The sequence below is a fragment of the Blastomonas sp. CCH9-A1 genome (assembly GCF_001557175.1).
Lineage (GTDB): Bacteria > Pseudomonadota > Alphaproteobacteria > Sphingomonadales > Sphingomonadaceae > Blastomonas > Blastomonas delafieldii_A.
Window position 1 is genome coordinate 1 of the sequence record NZ_LSHM01000008.1, and the last position, 17,904, is coordinate 17,904.

19 protein-coding genes are annotated in these 17,904 nt (G+C 65.3%); 6 read left to right on the forward strand and 13 right to left on the reverse strand.

Translation table 11 applies throughout. The features are described 5' to 3' along the window. Positions 1–924 precede the first annotated feature (924 nt). Positions 925–1,923, reverse strand: coding sequence for an adenosine kinase (locus AX725_RS02605; RefSeq protein WP_060978048.1), 999 nt, complete (start codon positions 1,921–1,923; stop codon positions 925–927). A 120-nt stretch (positions 1,924–2,043) separates the two neighbouring features. Between AX725_RS02605 and AX725_RS02610 the strand changes: the two genes are divergently transcribed. Together AX725_RS02610 and AX725_RS02615 are read left to right on the forward strand one after the other, a co-directional pair. Further along, positions 2,044–2,727, forward strand: coding sequence for an EI24 domain-containing protein (locus tag AX725_RS02610; RefSeq protein ID WP_231729253.1), 684 nt, complete (start codon positions 2,044–2,046; stop codon positions 2,725–2,727). Beyond that, positions 2,727–3,089, forward strand: a complete 363-nt coding sequence (locus tag AX725_RS02615; RefSeq protein ID WP_060978049.1) for a hypothetical protein — start codon at positions 2,727–2,729, stop codon at positions 3,087–3,089. Before AX725_RS02610 ends, AX725_RS02615 begins: the two co-directional genes overlap by 1 nt. A gap of 1 nt (position 3,090) precedes the next feature. Here the strand turns inward: AX725_RS02615 and tatC are convergent, their stop codons facing one another. The 9 genes from tatC to AX725_RS02660 form a co-directional block, all read right to left on the reverse strand. Then, positions 3,091–3,915, reverse strand: coding sequence for a twin-arginine translocase subunit TatC (gene tatC, locus AX725_RS02620; protein ID WP_060978050.1), 825 nt, complete (start codon positions 3,913–3,915; stop codon positions 3,091–3,093). Further along, positions 3,912–4,274 carry a Sec-independent protein translocase protein TatB gene (tatB, locus tag AX725_RS02625; protein ID WP_060978051.1) on the reverse strand — a complete coding sequence of 121 codons (363 nt, stop codon included), beginning with the start codon at positions 4,272–4,274 and terminating at the stop codon, positions 3,912–3,914. The genes tatC and tatB overlap by 4 nt, the downstream gene beginning before the upstream one ends. A 49-nt stretch (positions 4,275–4,323) precedes the next feature. Further along, positions 4,324–4,572 (reverse strand): twin-arginine translocase TatA/TatE family subunit, encoded by a 249-nt coding sequence (locus tag AX725_RS02630; RefSeq protein WP_060978052.1) that lies wholly within the window; start codon positions 4,570–4,572, stop codon positions 4,324–4,326. A 30-nt stretch (positions 4,573–4,602) separates the two neighbouring features. After that, positions 4,603–5,238, reverse strand: a complete 636-nt coding sequence (scpB, locus tag AX725_RS02635) for an SMC-Scp complex subunit ScpB (protein ID WP_060978053.1) — start codon at positions 5,236–5,238, stop codon at positions 4,603–4,605. Beyond that, positions 5,235–6,059: a segregation and condensation protein A gene (locus AX725_RS02640; protein WP_082731373.1), complete on the reverse strand. Its 825-nt coding sequence runs from the start codon at positions 6,057–6,059 to the stop codon at positions 5,235–5,237. Before AX725_RS02640 ends, scpB begins: the two co-directional genes overlap by 4 nt. Continuing rightward, the gene (gene nagZ / locus AX725_RS02645; protein ID WP_060978054.1) at positions 6,056–7,063 is read right to left on the reverse strand and encodes a beta-N-acetylhexosaminidase; all 1,008 of its coding nucleotides are present in this window, start codon (positions 7,061–7,063) and stop codon (positions 6,056–6,058) included. The genes AX725_RS02640 and nagZ overlap by 4 nt, the downstream gene beginning before the upstream one ends. Positions 7,064–7,096: 33 nt before the next feature. After that, on the reverse strand, positions 7,097–7,723 hold the full coding sequence (locus AX725_RS02650; protein ID WP_060978055.1) for an SPOR domain-containing protein: 627 nt from the start codon (positions 7,721–7,723) through the stop codon (positions 7,097–7,099). Positions 7,724–7,771: 48 nt separating this feature from the next. Then, the gene (gene argS / locus AX725_RS02655; RefSeq protein ID WP_060978078.1) at positions 7,772–9,496 is read right to left on the reverse strand and encodes an arginine--tRNA ligase; all 1,725 of its coding nucleotides are present in this window, start codon (positions 9,494–9,496) and stop codon (positions 7,772–7,774) included. A 199-nt stretch (positions 9,497–9,695) separates the two neighbouring features. Then, positions 9,696–10,361 (reverse strand): hypothetical protein, encoded by a 666-nt coding sequence (locus AX725_RS02660; protein ID WP_060978056.1) that lies wholly within the window; start codon positions 10,359–10,361, stop codon positions 9,696–9,698. A gap of 181 nt (positions 10,362–10,542) precedes the next feature. Between AX725_RS02660 and ispH the strand changes: the two genes are divergently transcribed. The 3 genes from ispH to rnhA are packed head-to-tail and all read left to right on the forward strand — an operon-like array spanning position 10,543 to position 12,955. Then, a complete protein-coding gene (gene ispH, locus AX725_RS02665; RefSeq protein WP_066114379.1) occupies positions 10,543–11,508 on the forward strand; it encodes a 4-hydroxy-3-methylbut-2-enyl diphosphate reductase in 966 nt (321 codons plus the stop codon). Then, positions 11,508–12,479, forward strand: a complete 972-nt coding sequence (gene thrB / locus AX725_RS02670) for a homoserine kinase (RefSeq protein ID WP_060978058.1) — start codon at positions 11,508–11,510, stop codon at positions 12,477–12,479. The genes ispH and thrB overlap by 1 nt, the downstream gene beginning before the upstream one ends. Before the next feature lie 35 nt (positions 12,480–12,514). Continuing rightward, positions 12,515–12,955, forward strand: coding sequence for a ribonuclease HI (gene rnhA / locus AX725_RS02675; protein WP_060978059.1), 441 nt, complete (start codon positions 12,515–12,517; stop codon positions 12,953–12,955). A 9-nt stretch (positions 12,956–12,964) separates the two neighbouring features. On the opposite strand, the gene AX725_RS02680 is transcribed toward rnhA, so the two are convergent. Continuing rightward, on the reverse strand, positions 12,965–14,116 hold the full coding sequence (locus AX725_RS02680; protein WP_060978060.1) for a glycosyltransferase family 4 protein: 1,152 nt from the start codon (positions 14,114–14,116) through the stop codon (positions 12,965–12,967). Positions 14,117–14,136: 20 nt separating this feature from the next. After that, positions 14,137–15,039 carry an alpha/beta fold hydrolase gene (locus AX725_RS02685; protein WP_060978079.1) on the reverse strand — a complete coding sequence of 301 codons (903 nt, stop codon included), beginning with the start codon at positions 15,037–15,039 and terminating at the stop codon, positions 14,137–14,139. A gap of 37 nt (positions 15,040–15,076) precedes the next feature. Here AX725_RS02685 and AX725_RS02690 point away from each other — a divergent pair, with 37 nt between their 5' ends. Continuing rightward, positions 15,077–16,492: a protein adenylyltransferase SelO family protein gene (locus AX725_RS02690; protein ID WP_060978061.1), complete on the forward strand. Its 1,416-nt coding sequence runs from the start codon at positions 15,077–15,079 to the stop codon at positions 16,490–16,492. 154 nt (positions 16,493–16,646) lie between these two features. Here the strand turns inward: AX725_RS02690 and AX725_RS02695 are convergent, their stop codons facing one another. Next, positions 16,647–17,903 carry a DUF445 domain-containing protein gene (locus tag AX725_RS02695; protein ID WP_208597901.1) on the reverse strand — a complete coding sequence of 419 codons (1,257 nt, stop codon included), beginning with the start codon at positions 17,901–17,903 and terminating at the stop codon, positions 16,647–16,649. Position 17,904 lies beyond the last annotated feature (1 nt).

Sequence of the window (17,904 nt, forward strand, 5' to 3'; positions counted from 1 at the left end):
CCTCCCAACCCTCCCTCCTAAGGGGAGAGGGCTTAACCGCCGTTCGCGTCTCCGCGTGAACAGATGTTTCGCGAAGACATGGAGGGGAACGCTTCCCGCCCGCCACATCACCCGATCCCCTGAGAAGGCAGGGGCCCATCTCCTGAAGGTTGCGATCAAGTGCGAGGGCAGGAGATGGATGCCTGCCTGCCTGCGCAGGCAAACGGAAAATCAACAGGTCCTCCCGCTCAGCCTGGACAGTGGGCACAACCCGCGACCGTTAATGGCCCCTTGCCCACGGTGGCCATATAGCGGGGCCTGTGACAGGCTCAGGCTGAGCGACGTTGGTGGTAATTTTGGGAGCGCTTTTAAAAAAAATCCGCCCCACTGGGAACGACGCCATTGCGGATGGGCACATCGCGTGTATGCCTACGCAAGAAATTGGAGCACCAAGGAAGTGCGGACCGTGAGCATTCTGAGATCAATTTCGCATTTGATTGAGAGAGAGATGAAGTTTTGGGGACGGCCGGTAATATCTATGCTTATCGGCTTAACCCCAATCATTCTCCTGGAACCTGTTTTTGAAGGACCGCCTTCGGCTGCGCCAGCCCCATATCTATATCTGGCACTGGGACTTACAGCCATTTTTGAGGCATTCGTCTTTTGGCTTTCAATAAAATTTGAAATTCAGAAATGGCGCGACCTACGAGCGCTCGATAAGGCTGAGCGGTCGGCAAAGAACAAGCGCTAAGCCTTCACGGCTTGCGAATTACCGCAACAACTCAATTCCCGAAAGCCTGCCAAATCTCTCCTGTTGCCACAGATCGAACTTACCTAAGTCCTTTCTTACGGCAGACATGACCAACAGCCGCAGAAAACTGCGACCTCCGGCTATTATTCCAATTTGGCCAACGGTCCGGCGATCACCCACGGACTCTTGCACCCTCAACCCAGCTTCTGAGCCACCAGCGCCTTCAAATCCGCCGAAGACCGTGCGCCGAAGTGCGAGATGATCTCGGCGGCGGCGATGGCGCCCATGCGCAGCGACGTTTCGACATCGCGGCCCTGCGCTTGGCCTGCCAGGAAACCGGCGGCGAACAGGTCGCCCGCGCCGGTGGTGTCGACGACCTTGTCGATCGGCTCGGCGGCGACGGCATAGCGCTGGCCCTCGTGGATCGCGATCGCGCCCTTTTCGCTGCGGGTCACGACCAGGGTCGGCAGCTTGGCCGAGACGGTGGCGACCGCCGCCTCGAAATCGTCGACCTCAGCGAGCGAGCAGATTTCGGCCTCGTTCGAGAACAGGATGTCGATCTGGCCGTTGCCCAGCAGATCGAGGAAATCGGCGCGGTGGCGGTCGATCACGAAGGCGTCGGACAGGGTGAAGGCGACCTTGCGGCCTGCCGAACGGGCGGCGTCGATCGCGGCGCGCATCGCGGCGCGGGGCTCTTCGGGGTCCCAGAGATAGCCTTCGAGATACAGCACCGCCGCTTCCTGGATCATCGCGGCGTCAAGCGCGCTCGCGGGCAGGAACTGCGAGGCACCGAGGAAGGTGTTCATCGTGCGCTGGCCGTCGGGCGTCACCAGGATCAGGCAGCGCGCGGTCGGCACGTCGCTTCCGGCGCGCACGGGCGTCGCGTAATCGATGCCGAGCGCGCGCACGTCATGCGCGAACACTTCGCCGAGCTGATCGTCGGCGACCTGGCCGATGAACGCGCACTTGCAACCCATCGCCGCCATGCCTGCGAGCGTGTTCGCCGCCGAACCGCCGCTGATTTCCTGCGCCGGGCCCATCGCCGCATAGAGCGAGGTCGCACGATCGGCGTCGATCAGCATCATGCCACCCTTGGTCAGGCCTTCCTTTGCCAGCAGCGCATCATCGGCGGGGGCCATCACGTCGACTATGGCATTGCCGATGGCGAGGACGTCGAAACGGGGGCTGGTCATGAAGGCTGTGCTTTCGATCTGGCGGAAAAACGGTTGCCGCGCGCCTATCGACTTGAAGCCAGCGGTTCAAGCCCGAATGCGGCGCGATTGACCGGGGGCGGGAATTGTCCGACACCGGCCATGATGCTGAACGCGTTTTTCAAGAGCCTGGGCCAGCTAGGCGACCGCGCGATCCTGGGCGCGCTGTTCTGGACGATTCTGTGTGCGGTGCTGATCTTCGTCGCTACCGGATGGGCGCTATGGCAGGGCCTCGCCTGGGTGATGGCGGAATATGGCGGGCCATTGTCCGGCTATGCCGCATGGACCGGCGTACTGGCGGCGGTGGCGACGATCATCGCCTTCTGGTTCTGGTGGCGCGTCGTGGCGATCGCGGTGCTGCAACTGTTCGCCGACCGCATCGTCATCGCGGTGGAGCGCAGGCATTACCCGCAAGCCGCCGCCAGCGCGCGCGACCTGCCGATCGGCCCTTCGATCGCGATGGCCTTACGCAGCCTCGGCCGCGCTCTGCTGTACAATGCGATCGCGCTGCCTTTTGCGCTCATCCTGCTGTTCACCGGAGTCGGCGCGCCGATGCTGTTCCTGGGCGTGAACGCGGTGCTGGTGGGACGCGATCTCGACGAGATGGTGGCCGCGCGGCACCCGCATCTGGCGCAAGAGCGCGCATCCCGGACCAGCCGTTTCGTGCTTGGGCTGATTGCCAACCTGCTGCTGCTCGTACCCTTGGTCAATCTGCTCGCGCCGATTATAGCCGCCGCGATGGCCACGCACCTCTTTCACCAGCGCGCGGCCGGGGGGAAGGTCTGATGCGTTATCCTGTCGTGCTGGCGCTCAGCGTCGGGCTGGCCGCCTGTGCCGCGCCACAAAAGGCGGTTGCACCGGTGCGTCCCACGCTCCCGGCGCGCAGCACGACCTTGCCGACCAAGGGGCTGGAGGCGGTGCTGGGCAAGGGGCAGCGCGATCTCGAGCGGATGTTCGGCACGCCCCGGCTCGACGTGCGCGAATTCGATGCGCGCAAGCTGCAATTCGTCGGCAATGCATGCGTGCTCGACGTGTTTCTCTATCCTGAAGGATCGGGCGGAACGCAGGTCGCGACCTATGTCGATGCGCGGCGCAAGGACGGCCAGTCGGTCGATCGCGCGGCGTGCGTGGACGCCTTGCGCAAATAGGCTATTCGGCGGGTTCCGACTGGGCAGCCGCTGGCGCTTCGGCTTCGGCGTCCTCGGCAGGCGCGTCCTTCACCGCCTTGCGATCGGTGAACCAGATCGCGAGGATGCTGAGCTCGTAGAGCAGGACCAGCGGGATCGCGAGCATCAGCTGCGAGACGACATCGGGTGGGGTCAGCACCGCCGCGACGATGAACGCGGCGACGATCATGTAGCGGCGCAGGCTGATCAGCTGTGCACGGCTGACGATGCCGGCGCGGTTGAGCAGCATCAGCAGCACCGGCAGCAGGAAGCTGATCCCGAAGGCGAGGATGAACTGCATGACCAGCGACAGATACGCATCGGTGCTGGGCAGCGCTTCGATCGAAAGTCCGCCCGCCTGTCCCTGGAATTTCAGGAAGAAATGGAAGGCCGTCGGCATCACGACATAATAGGCGAGCGCCGCGCCAGCGGTGAACAGCACTGGCGTCGCGAACAGGAAGGGCAGCAGCGCACGCTTTTCCTGCCGGTAGAGCCCGGGCGCGACGAACGCCCAGAGCTGGTTCATGATCACCGGGAACGACAGGCAGAACGCCGCGAAGATCGCCACTTTCACCTGCACGAAAAATGCCTCGTACAGTTTGGTATAGACGAGCTTGCCGCCGCCATCGCCAAAGGCTTCTTTCAGCGGCACGACAAGGAACGAGAAGATGTGCTCGGAAAAATAGAAGCAGATGCCAAACGAGACCAGCAGCGCGATGACGCAGCGGACCAGCCGCTGGCGCAGCTCGATCAGATGATCGAGCAAGGGCGCGCGCGAGGCGTCGATATCGTCATCGGTGGCGCTCACCTTTCGCCCTCGGTCACCGGTGTGGCGGGCGCAGGGATGGCCACAGGGGTTTCGGGCAGCGGTTCCATCGCCGGGGCCGGTTCGGATGCGGGCGCCGAAACCGGAGCCGCAGCGGGATTGGCGGCGGCATATTCGCGCATGATGCGCTCGTTATCCGCCTTCCACTTCTTTTCCATTTCCTCGAGTTCGACCTCGCGCACCATCGCGTCGATGCCACTGCGGAAATGGCGCGCCATGCCCTTGGCCTTGCCGATCACCTGCCCCACCTTGTAGAGCGCGCGCGGCAAGTCCTTCGGGCCGATCACCACGATCGCCACGATGACAATCATCAGCAATTCGGTCGATCCGATGTCCATCATGACATGGTCACGCCTTCATGCGGGCCGGTGCGACGGGTCGGCCCCAAAATCAACCAGGCTTGCGCTCTTCGGTCGTGGTCGTTGCCGTACCGTCGATGGTGCGCGCCGGAGTCGCCTCTATCTGCGCGACGGGGCGCTTGGGCTGAACCGGCTCGTCCTCGTCATCGGCCATGCCCTTCTTGAAGCTCTTGATGCCCTTGGCAACGTCACCCATGATCGAGGAAATGCGTCCGCCGCCAAACAGCAGGACGATGATGATCAGCACGATAACCCAGTGCATCAGGGAGAAGGATCCCATGGCAAATCTCCTGAAGGCCTCGGCGGCTATCTAGTCCCCCTCGCCCGGCTTTTCCAGCAATGAATCGGTTTCATCCGACGAATGGTCATCGCCTTCCTCGCCGTCGTCGGTGGCCAGCGCGCCTTCCAGCGCCAGATCGACCGGATCGAGCAGCCCGGCGGCCTTGAGGTCTTCCAGCCCCGGCAGATCGCGGCGGCTGGCGAGGCCGAAATGGGTGAGGAACGCAGGCGTCGTGGCGTAGATGAGCGGCCGTCCCGGCACCTCGCGGCGTCCGGCAGGGGCGACCCAGCCCTCTTCCATCAGCACGTCGAGCGTGCCCTTGCTGACCTGCACGCCGCGAATCGCCTCGATCTCGGCGCGGCTGACCGGCTCGTGATAGGCGATGATCGCCAGCGTCTCGGTCGCGGCGCGCGACAATTTGCGCGTCTGTTCGGTCTCGCGCCGCAGCAGCCAGGCGAGATCGGGCGCGGTCTGGAAATGCCAGCGCCCGCCGCGCTCCACCAGTTCGACCCCGCGGCCCGAATAGTCGCTGGCAAGCCGCTCGAGCGCGCCCGCAATATCGGCCTCCTCGCCGATCTGCGCGCGCAATTGCTCCGCCGTCTGCGGTTCGGTCGCCGCGAACAGCGCTGCTTCCACTGCCCGCACGATGGGATCGGGCGCGGTCATCCCGCCCGGCGCACCTGCAGCGGCGCGAAGGCCTCTTCCTGCGCCAGCTCGACCCGCCCCTGCCGCGCCAGTTCGAGCAATGCGAGAAAGGTCGAGGCCTTGGCCGAGCGCTTGAGCTGCGGATCGGCGGTCTCGGGCAGAAAGGCGCTGAGTTCGGTCCAGTCGAGCGCGGTGCCGAGCATGAAGGAGAGACGTGCCAGCGCATCTTCCAGCGTCATCACCTTGCGCGACTTGACCATGTGCACCACCGGCTCGCTGCGCTGCTTGACGCGGCCATAAGCGGCGAGCAGGTCGAATAGCGAGCAATCGTGGCGGGTGCGGGTAAGCAGCCGCAAGCCCTCGGCCTGGCCATGCACAAAGACATCGCGCCCCAGCCTGTCGCGCCCCAGCAGCCGCGCCGCCGCCTCGCGCATCGCCGAGAGCCGCTGGAGCCTGAGTTGCAGCCGCAGCGCCAGCTCTTCGGGCGAAGGTTCCACCTCGGGATCGCCGGGCAGCAGCAGCGCGGATTTGAGATAGGCGAGCCAGGCCGCCATGACGAGATAATCGGCGGCCAGTTCCAGCTTCAGGCTGGTCGCGCTCTCGATAAAACCGAGATACTGGTTGGTGAGTTCGAGGATCGAGATCTGGCGCAGATCGACCTTCTGCCGCCGCGCGAGATCGAGCAGCAGGTCGAGTGGGCCTTCCCAGCCGTCGACATCGATCAGCAGCGCCTCGGCCGCCGCGGTGGCTGGGGGCACGGGTTCGCGAAAGAAGATATAGTCGCCATCCGCCGGAGCGAGCGCCGATGGCGGCGCACCGGTGATGAGATCGGTCTCGTTCACGCCAGTGCCAGCAGCGCGTCGCGCCGGGCGATCAGCTCGGCCTGATGCGACCAGTCGGTTACCGGATTGATCGCCGCCCTGGCCCGATCGAGCCGTGCGCGCGACGCCTCCGAAATGTCGGGCAGCGCGTTCACGATGCCGATCATCTCGTCTATCCGCGCCCAGCAGTTGAGCGCGATATCGCAGCCCGCGTCGATCGCGCGCGCCGCGCGGTCGGGCACCTCGCCCGCAAGCGCCTTCATGTCGAGATCGTCGCTCAGCAGCAGACCGTCAAAGCCGATGCGCTTGCGGATGATGTTCTCGATGATCCACTCGGAATGCGTGGCGCACCGCTCCTTGTCCCAGGCCTCGAACAGGATATGGCCGGTCATGCCGATCTCGGCCTGGTTGAGCGCACGGAACGGGGCGATGTCCTGCTCGAGTTCGTCCTCGCTCGCGGTGACGCGCGGCAGTTCCATATGGCTGTCGACCATCGCGCGGCCGTGCCCCGGCATGTGCTTGATCGTGCCCAGCACGCCGCCGCGCTTCAGCCCGTCGAGCACCGCGCGGCCGAGTGCAGCCACGCGCAGCGGTTCCTGGCCCAGCGCGCGGTCGCCGATCGCGGGCGTGCCACCGGGAATCGCGACATCGAGCAGCGGCAGGCAGTCGACGGTGATGCCGACCTCGGCCAGATCGAGCGCCAGCGCCTCGGCATTGGCCCGCGCCGCCTCGATCGCGCTTGCCGGTGCAATGTCATAAAGCTTGTCGAAGGCACCGCCCGGCGGAAAGGCGAGCCATTCGGGCGGCTTCATGCGGGAGACGCGCCCGCCTTCCTGGTCGATCAGAATCGGCAGCCGGTCATCGCCGTGCAGATCGCGCAAACTATCGGTCAGCGCGCGGACCTGCGCGCGCGTGTCGATATTGCGCCCGAACAGGATATAGCCCGCAGGCTGGCTGTCCTTGAAAAAGGCGGCTTCGTCAGGCGACAGGCTGTGGCCGGCAAGGCCGAAGATAACGGGCTTCATGTGCCCCGGTTTACGACCGGACCGCTCGGGAAATCAACGCACGACGAGGCAGTTTTGCCCAGCTTTCTTCAGCTGGTCGCAAACCTGGTTCGCACTGGCGGGGGTGTCGAGCACCACGCTCAGCCGGAACACGGTGCCGCCATCGACCGTCGCCTGGACGATGCGCCGGTTGAGACCCGAGAGCACCTCGTGCCGCTGGGTCAGCTTGCCCCAGCCGTCGAGCGCGCTGGCCTCGTCGGTATAGGCACCCAGTTGCACCAGCGCGCTGCCCGCAGGCGGCGGCGCGCCAGCCGCATCGGCCAGCTGACCGGTCGGCTGCTCGCCCTGGCTGACCGCGAAGCTCGAATCGCCCGTGCCTTCGACCTTCTGTTCCTGACTGTCCTTGGGGCGCACCTTGTAGTCGCCCTCGGGCGCGGCGATCAGGCTGCCATCGCCTTCGGGCGCGCTGCCCGATCCGCCCAGCCAGTAGACCGCCGCGAGCACGATCGACAGCCCGACCAGGCCCATCAGGACAAATCCGAGAATCCGGGCGCCATTGCCGTCGTTCGAGGGCACGTCATCGACCGATTCCAGCCAGGGCAGCCGATCGTCGTCAGCATCCAGCCCCAATGGCTGGTCCCTCAGCTCGCCATCCATGCCATCATCCAGCCGGTTGCTCATCGATCCGCCCCATATTCGCACAAGTGCCTGGCCTCGGCGGGCGCGGCATCACATCTGCGTCGCCGCCTCCACCGCCATCAGACCCAGGCCGTTGGCGATGACTTGCCCGATATTCGCCGCCATGAAAAGCCTTGCGCCACTGGTCGCAGGATCATGCGCCAGAACGATACGCTTGTCGGTGCGATCATTGCCCAGATTGAAGAACGCATGGAAGGCCGCTGCCAGATCGCCGAGATAGAAGGCGATACGGTGCGGCTCGCGGTTGAGCGCTGCAGCTTCGACGATGCGCGGGAATTGCGCCGCGAGCGCGACCAGCGCCTGCTCTTCGGTGCCCAGGCTTTCGAGATGATCGGCAGAGGGCGCAAGCCCCTCGCCTGCGGCCTTGCGCAGGATCGAATGGATGCGCGCATGCGCGTACTGCACATAGAAGACCGGATTGTCCTTCGAGGCCTCGACCACCTTTTCGAAGTCGAATTCCATCTGCGCATCGGCCTTGCGGGTCAGCATGGTGAAGCGCACGACATCCTTGCCGACCTCGTTCACGACATCGGCGAGGGTCACGAAATTGCCCGCGCGCTTGGACATCTTGAGCGGCTCGCCGCCGCGCATCAGCTTGACCATCTGGACGAGCTTCACATCGAAGCGCGCCGCATTATCGGTCAGCGCCGCGACCGCCGCCTTGATCCGCTTGACCGTGCCGGCATGGTCCGCGCCCCAGATGTCGATCAGCTCGTCGGCATCCTGCAGCTTCTGGAAATGATAAGCGAGGTCCGCGCCGAAATAGGTCCAGCTGCCGTTCGACTTGCGGATCGGGCGATCCTGATCGTCGCCGAACGCGGTCGAGCGGAACAGCGGCAGCTCGACCGGCTCCCAGTCCTCGGCCACCTTGCCCTTGGGCGCTTCGAGCACGCCGTCATAGACCAGGCCCTTGTCGCGCAGCACGGCTTCGGCCGCCTCGGGCTTGCCCGCCGCCTGCAGATCGGCTTCGGACGCGAACACGTCGTGATGGATGCCGAGCAGCGCGAGATCGGCGCGGATCATGTCCATCATCGCGGCGACCGCGCGCTTGCGGAAAGGCACGAGCCATTCGCTCTCGGGCGCATTGGCCTGCACATCACCGAGCTCGGCGGCGAGTTCCTTGGCCAGCGGCACCAGATAGTCGCCCGGATACAGGCCTTCGGGCATCTCGCCGCTTTCTAGCCCCAGCGCCTCGCGATAGCGCCAATGCACCGAGCGCGCGAGTACATCGACCTGGCCGCCGGCATCATTGATATAATATTCGCGGATCACCTTGTGGCCCGAATATTCGAGCAGGGTTGCGAGCGCGTCGCCGACCACCGCGCCGCGGCAATGGCCCATATGCATCGGACCCGTCGGGTTCGCCGAGACATATTCGACATTCACCGTCTTGCCCGCGCCGAGCTGCGAACGGCCATAATCCGCACCCAGCGCCGCAATGGCATGGAGTTCGTCCGCCCAGACCGAGGGCGCAAGGCGCAGGTTGAGGAAGCCGGGCCCCGCGATCTCGACCCCGGTTACCGCCTCGATCTTGCGCAGCTCCGCCGCCAGCGCCTCGGCCAGCGCACGCGGATTGGTGCCCGCGGGTTTGGCGAGCACCATCGCGGCGTTGGTGGCAAGGTCGCCATGCGCCGCATCGCGCGGCGGCTCGACGGTCACGGCTGAGCGATTCAGCCCCGCGGGGAGCGTACCGGCGGCTTCCAGCGCGTCGAGCGCTTCATGCAGATGCTGGGTGAAACGGGTGTAGAGTGTCATGGTGTTGGCCTTGTCATCCAAACTCCTCGCCCCTTCAGGGGAGAGGACAACGAGACTTGGCCTGCTTGCAGGCCTAGTCACAGTCGGAGAGGGGCAAGAGCGAACCGCCAACGCGGCTCCCCTCTCCAACACGGCCTAGGTCAGCAAGCTGACAAGGCCATGTATCCTCTCCCCTGAAGGAGAGAGGACTGCGTGAACTTCATCGGGTCGCGTTATATTGCAGCTGTTCCTGGGTCAGCTGAAAGCCGATCAGCAGTTCGAAACTGGTGCGCTGCAACGCGGTGCGCACCTCGGGGATCGACAGCGGATCGATCGCCGCATCGGGGTCGCCCGACTTGCGGCGGCGGGTGATGCGTTCGCGAATATCCTCGGGCAGCGTCGCTGCCGCCTTGTTGATATAGCCCGCACCGCTCGCCTGGGCCTGCGCGCGATATTCGCCATCGGCGAAATTGAGCGTCACCGAACCCAGCCTTTTGGCGACCACGGTGTTGCCGCCGCGCATGATGGTCGAGAAATAGGGCAGCGTCACCGTCCGTGCGCCCCGGTTGTCGCTGCGCCGCGCCAGCACGTCGAACGTGGCGGTCGCATAGATTTCCGCGCCGGTCTCGTCACAGGCCGGACGCACATTGGTGATGGTGGCAACGACGTCGATCGCAGCGGCATCGCGGCTGCTCGGCGGATTGAACACGGTTACGTCGCCGGTATGTTCGGGGATCGCGGTATTGGGGCAGGCCGATAGCGAGGACGTAACGCCCACGCCCGTATCCACCACCAGCTGGTTCTTTTCGGCGCAGCCCGCAAGACCGAGCAGCGCAAGCCCCGCCCCCATGATGGCGATCGACGGTTTGATGGGCAGATTGGGCATATGCAAACAGAAATCCTTCGAGGCCACAGTGCATCGCTCCTTATCTGCCGACGCCGCCCGGCGCAACGGCCAGATTTGGCGCATCTGCCCGGCGCAATATGGGCAGGCTTGCCGGGACAGGCTTCCCACCAGCCCCCGCTTCGCCTAAGAGTCCTGACGAACTACGAAAGCCTTTCTGAACATGAGCGAAACCGCCAAGCCTCCGCTTCTCGTCAAGATCGCATCGCCGCGCGGCTTTTGCGCAGGGGTTGATCGCGCCATCGAGATCGTGGAACTGTCGCTGCACAAATATGGCGCGCCGGTCTATGTCCGGCACGAGATCGTGCACAACAAGTTCGTCGTCGACAGCCTGAAGGCCAAGGGCGCAGTGTTTGTCGAGGAACTGGACGAGGTGCCCGATGGCGTGCCCGTCGTCTTTTCCGCGCACGGCGTGCCCAAGGCGGTGCCGCACAAGGCGGCCGAGCGCGGGCTCAACTATCTCGACGCGACCTGCCCGCTGGTCTCCAAGGTCCACCGCCAGGCCGAGCGCCAGGTCGAGGCAGGACGCCACATCATCTTTGTCGGCCACAAGGGCCATCCCGAGGTGGTCGGCACCTTCGGCCAGGTCGAGCCGGGCCACATGACCCTGGTCGAAACGGTCGAGGATGTCGCCAAGCTGGCGTTCGAGGATGACACCAAATTGTCCTTCCTCACCCAGACCACGCTGTCGGTCGACGATACGGCCGAGATCATCGCCGCGCTGAAGGAGCGCTATCCGGCGATCAAGGGCCCCAAGGCAGAGGACATCTGCTACGCCACCAGCAACCGCCAGGCTGCGGTCAAGGTGATGGCCGATGATTGCGATCTGGTGCTGGTGATCGGCGCGCCGAACAGCTCCAACTCGCTGCGTCTGGTCGAGGTTGCCGAGCGCGAAGGTACCCGCGCCAAGCTGATCCAGCGCGCGGTCGAGATCGAACTGCGCTGGTTCGAGGGCGTCAAGACGCTGGGTCTCACCGCCGGGGCGAGCGCACCGGAAATCCTGGTGCGCGAGGTCGTGGACATGCTGGGCCGCCATTTCGACGTCTCCGAAGAGCGGGTCAAGACGGTGGACGAGCGCATCACCTTCAAGCTGCCGCGCGCGCTGGCCAGTGAGGCCGATGCTGCCTGATGGCTGTCTATACGCATGTCAGCGCCGAGATGATGGCGCGGTTTCTGGACGACTATGACACCGGCGAGCTGATCAGCTTCAAGGGCATTGCCGAGGGCGTCGAGAACAGCAATTTCCTGGTCGAGACGCGCGGTGGCAAGGATGGCCACCGCTTCATCCTGACGCTTTACGAAAAGCGCGTCGCGCCGGAGGACCTGCCGTTCTTCATGGCATTGCTCGACCATCTGGCCGCGCGCGGCTGCCGCGTGCCGCGCGCGATTGCCGATCGGAGCGGCGTGCAGATCCGCGAGCTTGCCGGACGGCCCGCCTGCCTGATCGAGTTTCTCGAAGGCATATCGCTGACCGCCCCCAGCCCGGCCCAGGCATATGCGGCGGGCGAGGCGCTGGCGAAGATGCACCATGCGGTCGCGGACTTCCGCGGCGCGCGGGCCAACAGCATGGGGCTTGCCAGTTGGCACGATCTGGCAGGCAGATGTGCAGGGCAGTGGCAGCAGATCGATCCGGCGCTGGAGGGCCTGGTGGAGAGCGAGCTGGCCTTTCTCTCCACACATTGGCCGCATGACCTGCCGCAATCGGTGATCCACGCCGATCTGTTCCCCGACAATGTGCTGATGCTGGGCGATCGTGTTTCCGGGCTGATCGATTTCTATTTCTCGTGCCGCGATGCGCGCGCCTATGACCTTGCAGTGACGCACAGCGCCTGGTGCTTCTCGCCCGATGGCCGCAGCTTCGAATCGGCCGTATCGGATGCGCTCTTGCAGGGATATCACGCCAATCTGACGCTGAATCCCGAGGAAATACAGGCGCTTCCCATATTGGCACGCGGATCGGCGCTCCGCTTCACGCTGAGCCGCGCTTATGACTGGATTAATACGCCGCCCGATGCTTTGGTGACGCGCAAGGATCCGATGGCCTTTGCCCGGCGGCTGACATTCTATGCGGACCCGGCGCATGCGGGGCTGTTCGGCTGACCGGTCCATCGGTCTGGGGCATGGATAGAGCAGAGATGAAGACGGTCGAGATTTACACTGATGGCGCGTGCAAGGGCAATCCCGGCCCCGGCGGCTGGGGCGCGATCATCCGCTATGGACGCCACGAAAAGGAACTGTCGGGCGGCGAGCGCGACACGACCAACAACCGCATGGAGATGATGGCGGCGATCCGCGCGCTCGATACGCTGATCGAGCCCTGCCATGTGCTGCTCTATACCGACAGCAGCTATGTGAAGGACGGCATCACCAAATGGGTCGATGGCTGGAAGCGCAACGGCTGGCAGACCGCCTCGAAAAAGCCGGTGCGCAACGCCGATCTATGGCACGAACTGATCGGCGCAGTCGCCCGCCACACGGTCGAATGGCACTGGGTCAAGGGCCATGCCGGCCATCCCGAAAACGAACGCGCCGACCGGCTGGCGAGCGACGCGGCCGAAGCGATCATGCGGAGCTGACGCGCGCTTTCAGCGCCCGAATTCGGGCCTGCCCATCGCGCGGCCGTAAAGCGCGGCATAGCGATCCAGCATCAGGCGCTCGTCGAACTCGGCCTCGGCTTTCGCGCGATTGGCGTTGCCGAGCGCGGTGCGCAGCGCCGGGTCTTCGGCCAGGCGTCGCAGGTTGTCGATCAGCCCCGCTTCGCTACCCGGCTCGCCGAGCAGCATCGCATTGTCGGGCGCGACCATATGCGCGACATCGCCGACCATGGGCGCGGCCACCGGCAGCCCCGCCGCCATGGCCTCCATCACCGAGATCGGCTGTTGCTCGCTGTCTGACGATAGCGCGAAGATATCGAACAGGCCGACATAGCGCGCGGGGTTCTTGAGGAAGCCGGGCATCAGCAGCCGGTCGGCGATGCCGAGACGCGCGGCCTCCGCCTCGATCGCCGCGCGCTCGGGTCCCTCGCCGACGATCACCAGCCGCACCGGCCGATCGAGCGCGGCGACCGCGCGAACCAGCCGCGGCAGGTTCTTGACCGCGCGCAGCCCCGCCAATGTGCCGATCACGATCTCGCCATCGCGGCGCTGGAAGCCGGGGATCGCGCCCTTTTGCGGGCGTTTGGCATAGGCTGAGACATCGATGCCGTTGGAGATGCGACGCACCCGGCTGTCGGGCTGCTTCCACACCTTGAGCGCAATCTGCTCCAGCGTGTGCGAAGGCACGACCAGCGCATCAGTGCGCGCCAAGGCCACCATGCGGAACCAGTTGCGCTTGAGCTTGAGCTTGACCGCCTCGTCCTGGTTGAACCCGTCCTCATGGTGGATGACCGGGGGCAGCGGCGTGATCGAGTTGAAGATGGTGCGCGCCATCACGCCGTCCATCGCGCCCCAGTTATAGCTCAGGATCAGGTCGAAATTGGCGAAATAGTCGGCGAACTTCCGGTAGCGCGCGAGGTTCGGCTTGCCCGCCAGCGACGGCGCGTTGTTCGGAAAATCGGCACGGATGCCGGGCGCGATCGCCGCGCGCGCGCCGAGCGCATCGGGCACGGCAGTGAGGATCGTGTGCTGCGCTGCCTGGCCGAAATGGTTCATCAGGCGCACCGCCCGCGCCTCCTTGCCGCCAAGGTCGAAGGTGCTGTGCAGGTGCAGGATGCGCGCGGGCCGCGTGTTCGACTTCATGGTTTCAGGGCTATAGCCGGTCAGGCCTGGGTCGCAAGCGCCGCCGCATCGACTTTTGCCAGCATCCGGTCGATCGCCTGCGCCACCTCGGGCTCTTCAAGCGAAGGCGCATGGCCCTTGTTGGCGATCGTGAGCAGTTCGCCATGCGGTAGCATGGTCAGCATCCGCTCGGCCGTGGCTTGCGCGAACACATCGGACAATGCGCCGCGCACGATCAGCACTTGCGCCGGAGCGAGCCCTGTCAACGCGGGCCACAGATCGACCCCCGCCTCGCCGCCGGGCACCGCGAAGGGTTCGGCGATCTTCATGTCATAATCGTAGACGATGCGCCCGCCGGGACCGATCTTCATCGTCTTCTTGGCCATGTCGAGCCATTCGCTGACGCCATAGCCGGGGAAGACCGAACCTTGACCTTCGGACAAGGCTCGTGCGGCATGCATCCAGGTAGGGAAGGATCGGCCCTGCCCGACATAGTCGCGGATGCGCGCCAGCCCCTCGGCCTCGAGCTGCGGCCCGACATCGTTCAAGAGCGCGCCGACCACCCGGCCCGGCCGGGTCGAGGCGAGCAGCATGGTGATGAGCCCGCCGAGCGACGTGCCAAAGGCGACGAAGCGCTCGATCGCCTGCTCGCGCAGCAGCGCCTCCATGTCCTGGACATAGGTGAGCGGCACATAGCTCATCGGATCCTTGGCATAGGCGCTGTCGCCGCGCCCGCGCAGATCGACGCAGATCACGCGCCACTGGCCCGCCAGCCGCTCGGCGACCTTCTCGAAATCGCGCGCATTGCGGGTCAGGCCTGGAATGCAGATGATCGGCGGGCGATGCGCATGCTCGGGCGCTGCCGGATAATCGCGGAAATGCAGCCGCAAGCCGTCGTTCGACCACCAGAACCCGTCGCTATAGCTCCGATTGTCGCTCGCCATGGTTGCGCAGGCTCCCTTCACGCCCCACTATCGCCCGATGACCGCAGAACCGCAAGCCACATCGCCCTATCCGCAAGCCTACCGCGCCGACCCCGCCATCCTGACGATCGCCGATGCGATCGCGCATCCGGTCAAGGCGGCGAACTTCCCTGAAGCCACGCTCCGCTTCCGCAATGATCGGCACGCCGCGAGCGTGGGGTTGGAGACGCTCGACGACAAACGCTGGGTCCACCATTTCGGGCGGTTCAACCCGCTGCCGGGCAACCTGCCTCAGCCGCTGGCGCTGGCCTATCACGGGCACCAGTTCCGCGTGTACAATCCGCAGATCGGCGACGGGCGCGGCTTCCTGTTCGCGCAGATGCGCGACGGCAAGGACCGGCTACTCGACCTCGGCACCAAGGGTTCGGGCCAGACCCCCTTCAGCCGCGATGGCGATGGGCGGCTGACGCTGAAAGGCGCGGTACGCGAGATCCTGGCGACCGAGATGCTCGAAGCGCTCGGCGTTAACACCAGCAAGACCTTCTCGGTCATCGAGACCGGCGAGAGCCTGTGGCGCGGCGACGAACCCTCCCCCACCCGCTCGGCGGTGCTGGTGCGGCTGAGCCACAGCCATATCCGCTTCGGCACCTTCCAGCGCATCGCCTTTGAGGATGACGAGGCGAAGATGCGCCGCGTCGTGCGCTATGTCCTCGATACGCTCTATGGCGGCCAGACGGAGGAGAACGAGGCGGCGCTGCTGCTGAACCTCGCGGTCGAGCGGATGGCCGATCTGGCGGCGAGCTATATGGTCGCAGGGTTCGTGCACGGGGTGCTCAACACCGACAATATGAACATCACCGGCGAGAGCTTCGATTACGGCCCATGGCGGTTCGCGCCCAAATGGGACCCGGGCTTTACCGCCGCCTATTTCGACCATTCGGGCCTCTATGCCTTTGCCCGCCAGCCCGAGGCGATTCACTGGAATCTCGGCCAGCTGGCGGTCGCGCTGCGGCTGATCAGCGAGGCTCCGCCGCTGATCGCCGCGCTCGAACGGTTCGGACCGCTCTATCAGCAGGCGCTGGCGCGGCGCTTCTGCTGGCGGCTGGGCGTCGTGCCGCAAGGAGTGGAGCAGGACCGCGTGCTGATCGCCGCCGCCGAAGCGCTGATGCTGAAAGGCGGCGTCGGCATTGACGATTTCTTCTTTGCCTGGATGGGCGATGCGGCGCCCAAATGCCCGGCGGCGCTGATCGGCGAGCCGGGCGAGACCTTGTGGGCGGATTTCGGCGCGGTGAAGGCGGGCTATGCCCCGGCGCGCGACCGGTCGCACCCTTATTGGCAGGGCGATGCGCCGCAATCGATGCTCATCGATGAAGTTGAGGGCATCTGGGCGGCCATTGCCGAGCGCGATGATTGGGAACCGCTATACGCCAAGGTCGAGGCGGTGCGCGCAATGGGTGAGGCTTTGGCGGGCTGACACGGGGGTTCTTCAAACGTCATCCTGAACTTGTTTCAGGATGCATCGCGCCGCAAAAGCCGAAGCCGCGTGACGAAAGATGGACCCTGAAACGAGCCTGTCCTGAGCGAAGTCGAAGGGTTCAGAGTGACGGGATGAGGTTACAGCTGCGCCTTCACCCCAACCACACCGTCGCGGCGTGGATCGTCAGGCCCACCAGCCCGCCGACCAAAGTCCCGTTGATGCGGATGAACTGCAAATCCTTGCCGACCGCATTCTCGACCCGCCCGGTAATCGTCTGCGCGTCCCAGCGGCGAACCGTTTCCGACACCAGCCGCACGATCTGGTCGCCATAGCGGTTGGCGATGCCCACCAGCGTCCTGCGGGCGAAGCGGTTGATCTGCGTCTGCATGCGCGCATCGTTGATCAGCGATTCGCCGATCTGCTTCAGGCCATCGCCGAACTGGCCCGAAAGCGCATTGTCGGGATCGCGTGCAGCGCGGAGCAGCGCGGCGCGGCTGCGCTCCCACAGCCCGTCGAGCCAGCGCGCCATCGCCGGGTTGGCGAGCATCTCGGCCTTGATGCCACGCACCTTGTCCTGCATCTCGGGGTCGTGGAGCAGGCGATAGGCGAGCGTCTCCAGCCCCTCCTCCACCTTGTGGCGCAGCGGATGGTCGACATCCTCCGCCATGTCGAACAGCAAATTGTGCAGGCCATCGATGATGCCGGTGGCGAGCCGCTCGTCGAGCCCGGTCCAGCGCATGATCGAATTGGCGCGCGATCGCACCATGTCCTTGAGCAGCTCCTCGTTGGCGAAAAGCGTGCGCTGGGTCCATTTGACGATGCCGTCCATCAGCGGCAGGTGGCGGTTGTCGGCGATCGCGGCGCTGAGAATCTGACCGAGCAGCGGCGCGACGTCGAGCTTTTCGAGCTGGACCTTCAGCGCTTCCTTGGCGTTTCCGCCGAGCCGGTCCTGGTCGAGCGATTCGAGCACATCGGCGACCATGTTCGATGCGCCGAGCCGTAGCCGCCCCTCGCCCCCGGTGGGCTGCACCAGAAAGCGCCCCGCCGCTGCGGCGACATTCATGCCGCGCATCCGCCGCGCGACCACCAGAGGCGTCAGGAAGTTGCTGCGCAGGAACTGCGCCATCGTGTCGCCGATCCGGTCCTTGTTGCGCGGGATGATCGCGGTGTGCGGGATCGGCAGGCCCAGCGGATGGCGGAACAGCGCGGTGACCGCGAACCAGTCGGCCAGTCCGCCAACCATCGCCGCTTCGGCAAAGGCGCGCACATAGCCCCAGCGGTCATCGACATGCCCCTCGGCCCAGTGCGTCGCGAGGAACACGCCCGCCATCACCACCAGCATGCCGGTAGCAATGGCCCGCATGCGCCAGGCCGGATCGGTCTGGCGAAGCGCAGGCACTGGCTGCATT

What these genes read in the sequence shown, in the direction of transcription:
- AX725_RS02685 (WP_060978079.1), bottom strand. Translation starts at nt 15,039, where the DNA reads ATGGCGAGCGACAATCGGAGCTATAGCGACGGGTTCTGGTGGTCGAAC.
- nagZ (WP_060978054.1), bottom strand. Translation starts at nt 7,063, where the DNA reads ATGAAGCCCGTTATCTTCGGCCTTGCCGGCCACAGCCTGTCGCCTGAC.
- AX725_RS02630 (WP_060978052.1), bottom strand. Translation starts at nt 4,572, where the DNA reads ATGGGATCCTTCTCCCTGATGCACTGGGTTATCGTGCTGATCATCATC.
- thrB (WP_060978058.1), top strand. Translation starts at nt 11,508, where the DNA reads ATGGCTGTCTATACGCATGTCAGCGCCGAGATGATGGCGCGGTTTCTG.
- AX725_RS02695 (WP_208597901.1), bottom strand. Translation starts at nt 17,903, where the DNA reads ATGCAGCCAGTGCCTGCGCTTCGCCAGACCGATCCGGCCTGGCGCATG.
- argS (WP_060978078.1), bottom strand. Translation starts at nt 9,496, where the DNA reads ATGACACTCTACACCCGTTTCACCCAGCATCTGCATGAAGCGCTCGAC.
- AX725_RS02605 (WP_060978048.1), bottom strand. Translation starts at nt 1,923, where the DNA reads ATGACCAGCCCCCGTTTCGACGTCCTCGCCATCGGCAATGCCATAGTC.
- rnhA (WP_060978059.1), top strand. Translation starts at nt 12,515, where the DNA reads ATGAAGACGGTCGAGATTTACACTGATGGCGCGTGCAAGGGCAATCCC.
- scpB (WP_060978053.1), bottom strand. Translation starts at nt 5,238, where the DNA reads ATGACCGCGCCCGATCCCATCGTGCGGGCAGTGGAAGCAGCGCTGTTC.
- AX725_RS02690 (WP_060978061.1), top strand. Translation starts at nt 15,077, where the DNA reads ATGACCGCAGAACCGCAAGCCACATCGCCCTATCCGCAAGCCTACCGC.
- AX725_RS02610 (WP_231729253.1), top strand. Translation starts at nt 2,044, where the DNA reads ATGATGCTGAACGCGTTTTTCAAGAGCCTGGGCCAGCTAGGCGACCGC.
- AX725_RS02680 (WP_060978060.1), bottom strand. Translation starts at nt 14,116, where the DNA reads ATGAAGTCGAACACGCGGCCCGCGCGCATCCTGCACCTGCACAGCACC.
- AX725_RS02660 (WP_060978056.1), bottom strand. Translation starts at nt 10,361, where the DNA reads ATGCCCAATCTGCCCATCAAACCGTCGATCGCCATCATGGGGGCGGGG.
- AX725_RS02615 (WP_060978049.1), top strand. Translation starts at nt 2,727, where the DNA reads ATGCGTTATCCTGTCGTGCTGGCGCTCAGCGTCGGGCTGGCCGCCTGT.
- ispH (WP_066114379.1), top strand. Translation starts at nt 10,543, where the DNA reads ATGAGCGAAACCGCCAAGCCTCCGCTTCTCGTCAAGATCGCATCGCCG.
- AX725_RS02650 (WP_060978055.1), bottom strand. Translation starts at nt 7,723, where the DNA reads ATGAGCAACCGGCTGGATGATGGCATGGATGGCGAGCTGAGGGACCAG.
- tatB (WP_060978051.1), bottom strand. Translation starts at nt 4,274, where the DNA reads ATGATGGACATCGGATCGACCGAATTGCTGATGATTGTCATCGTGGCG.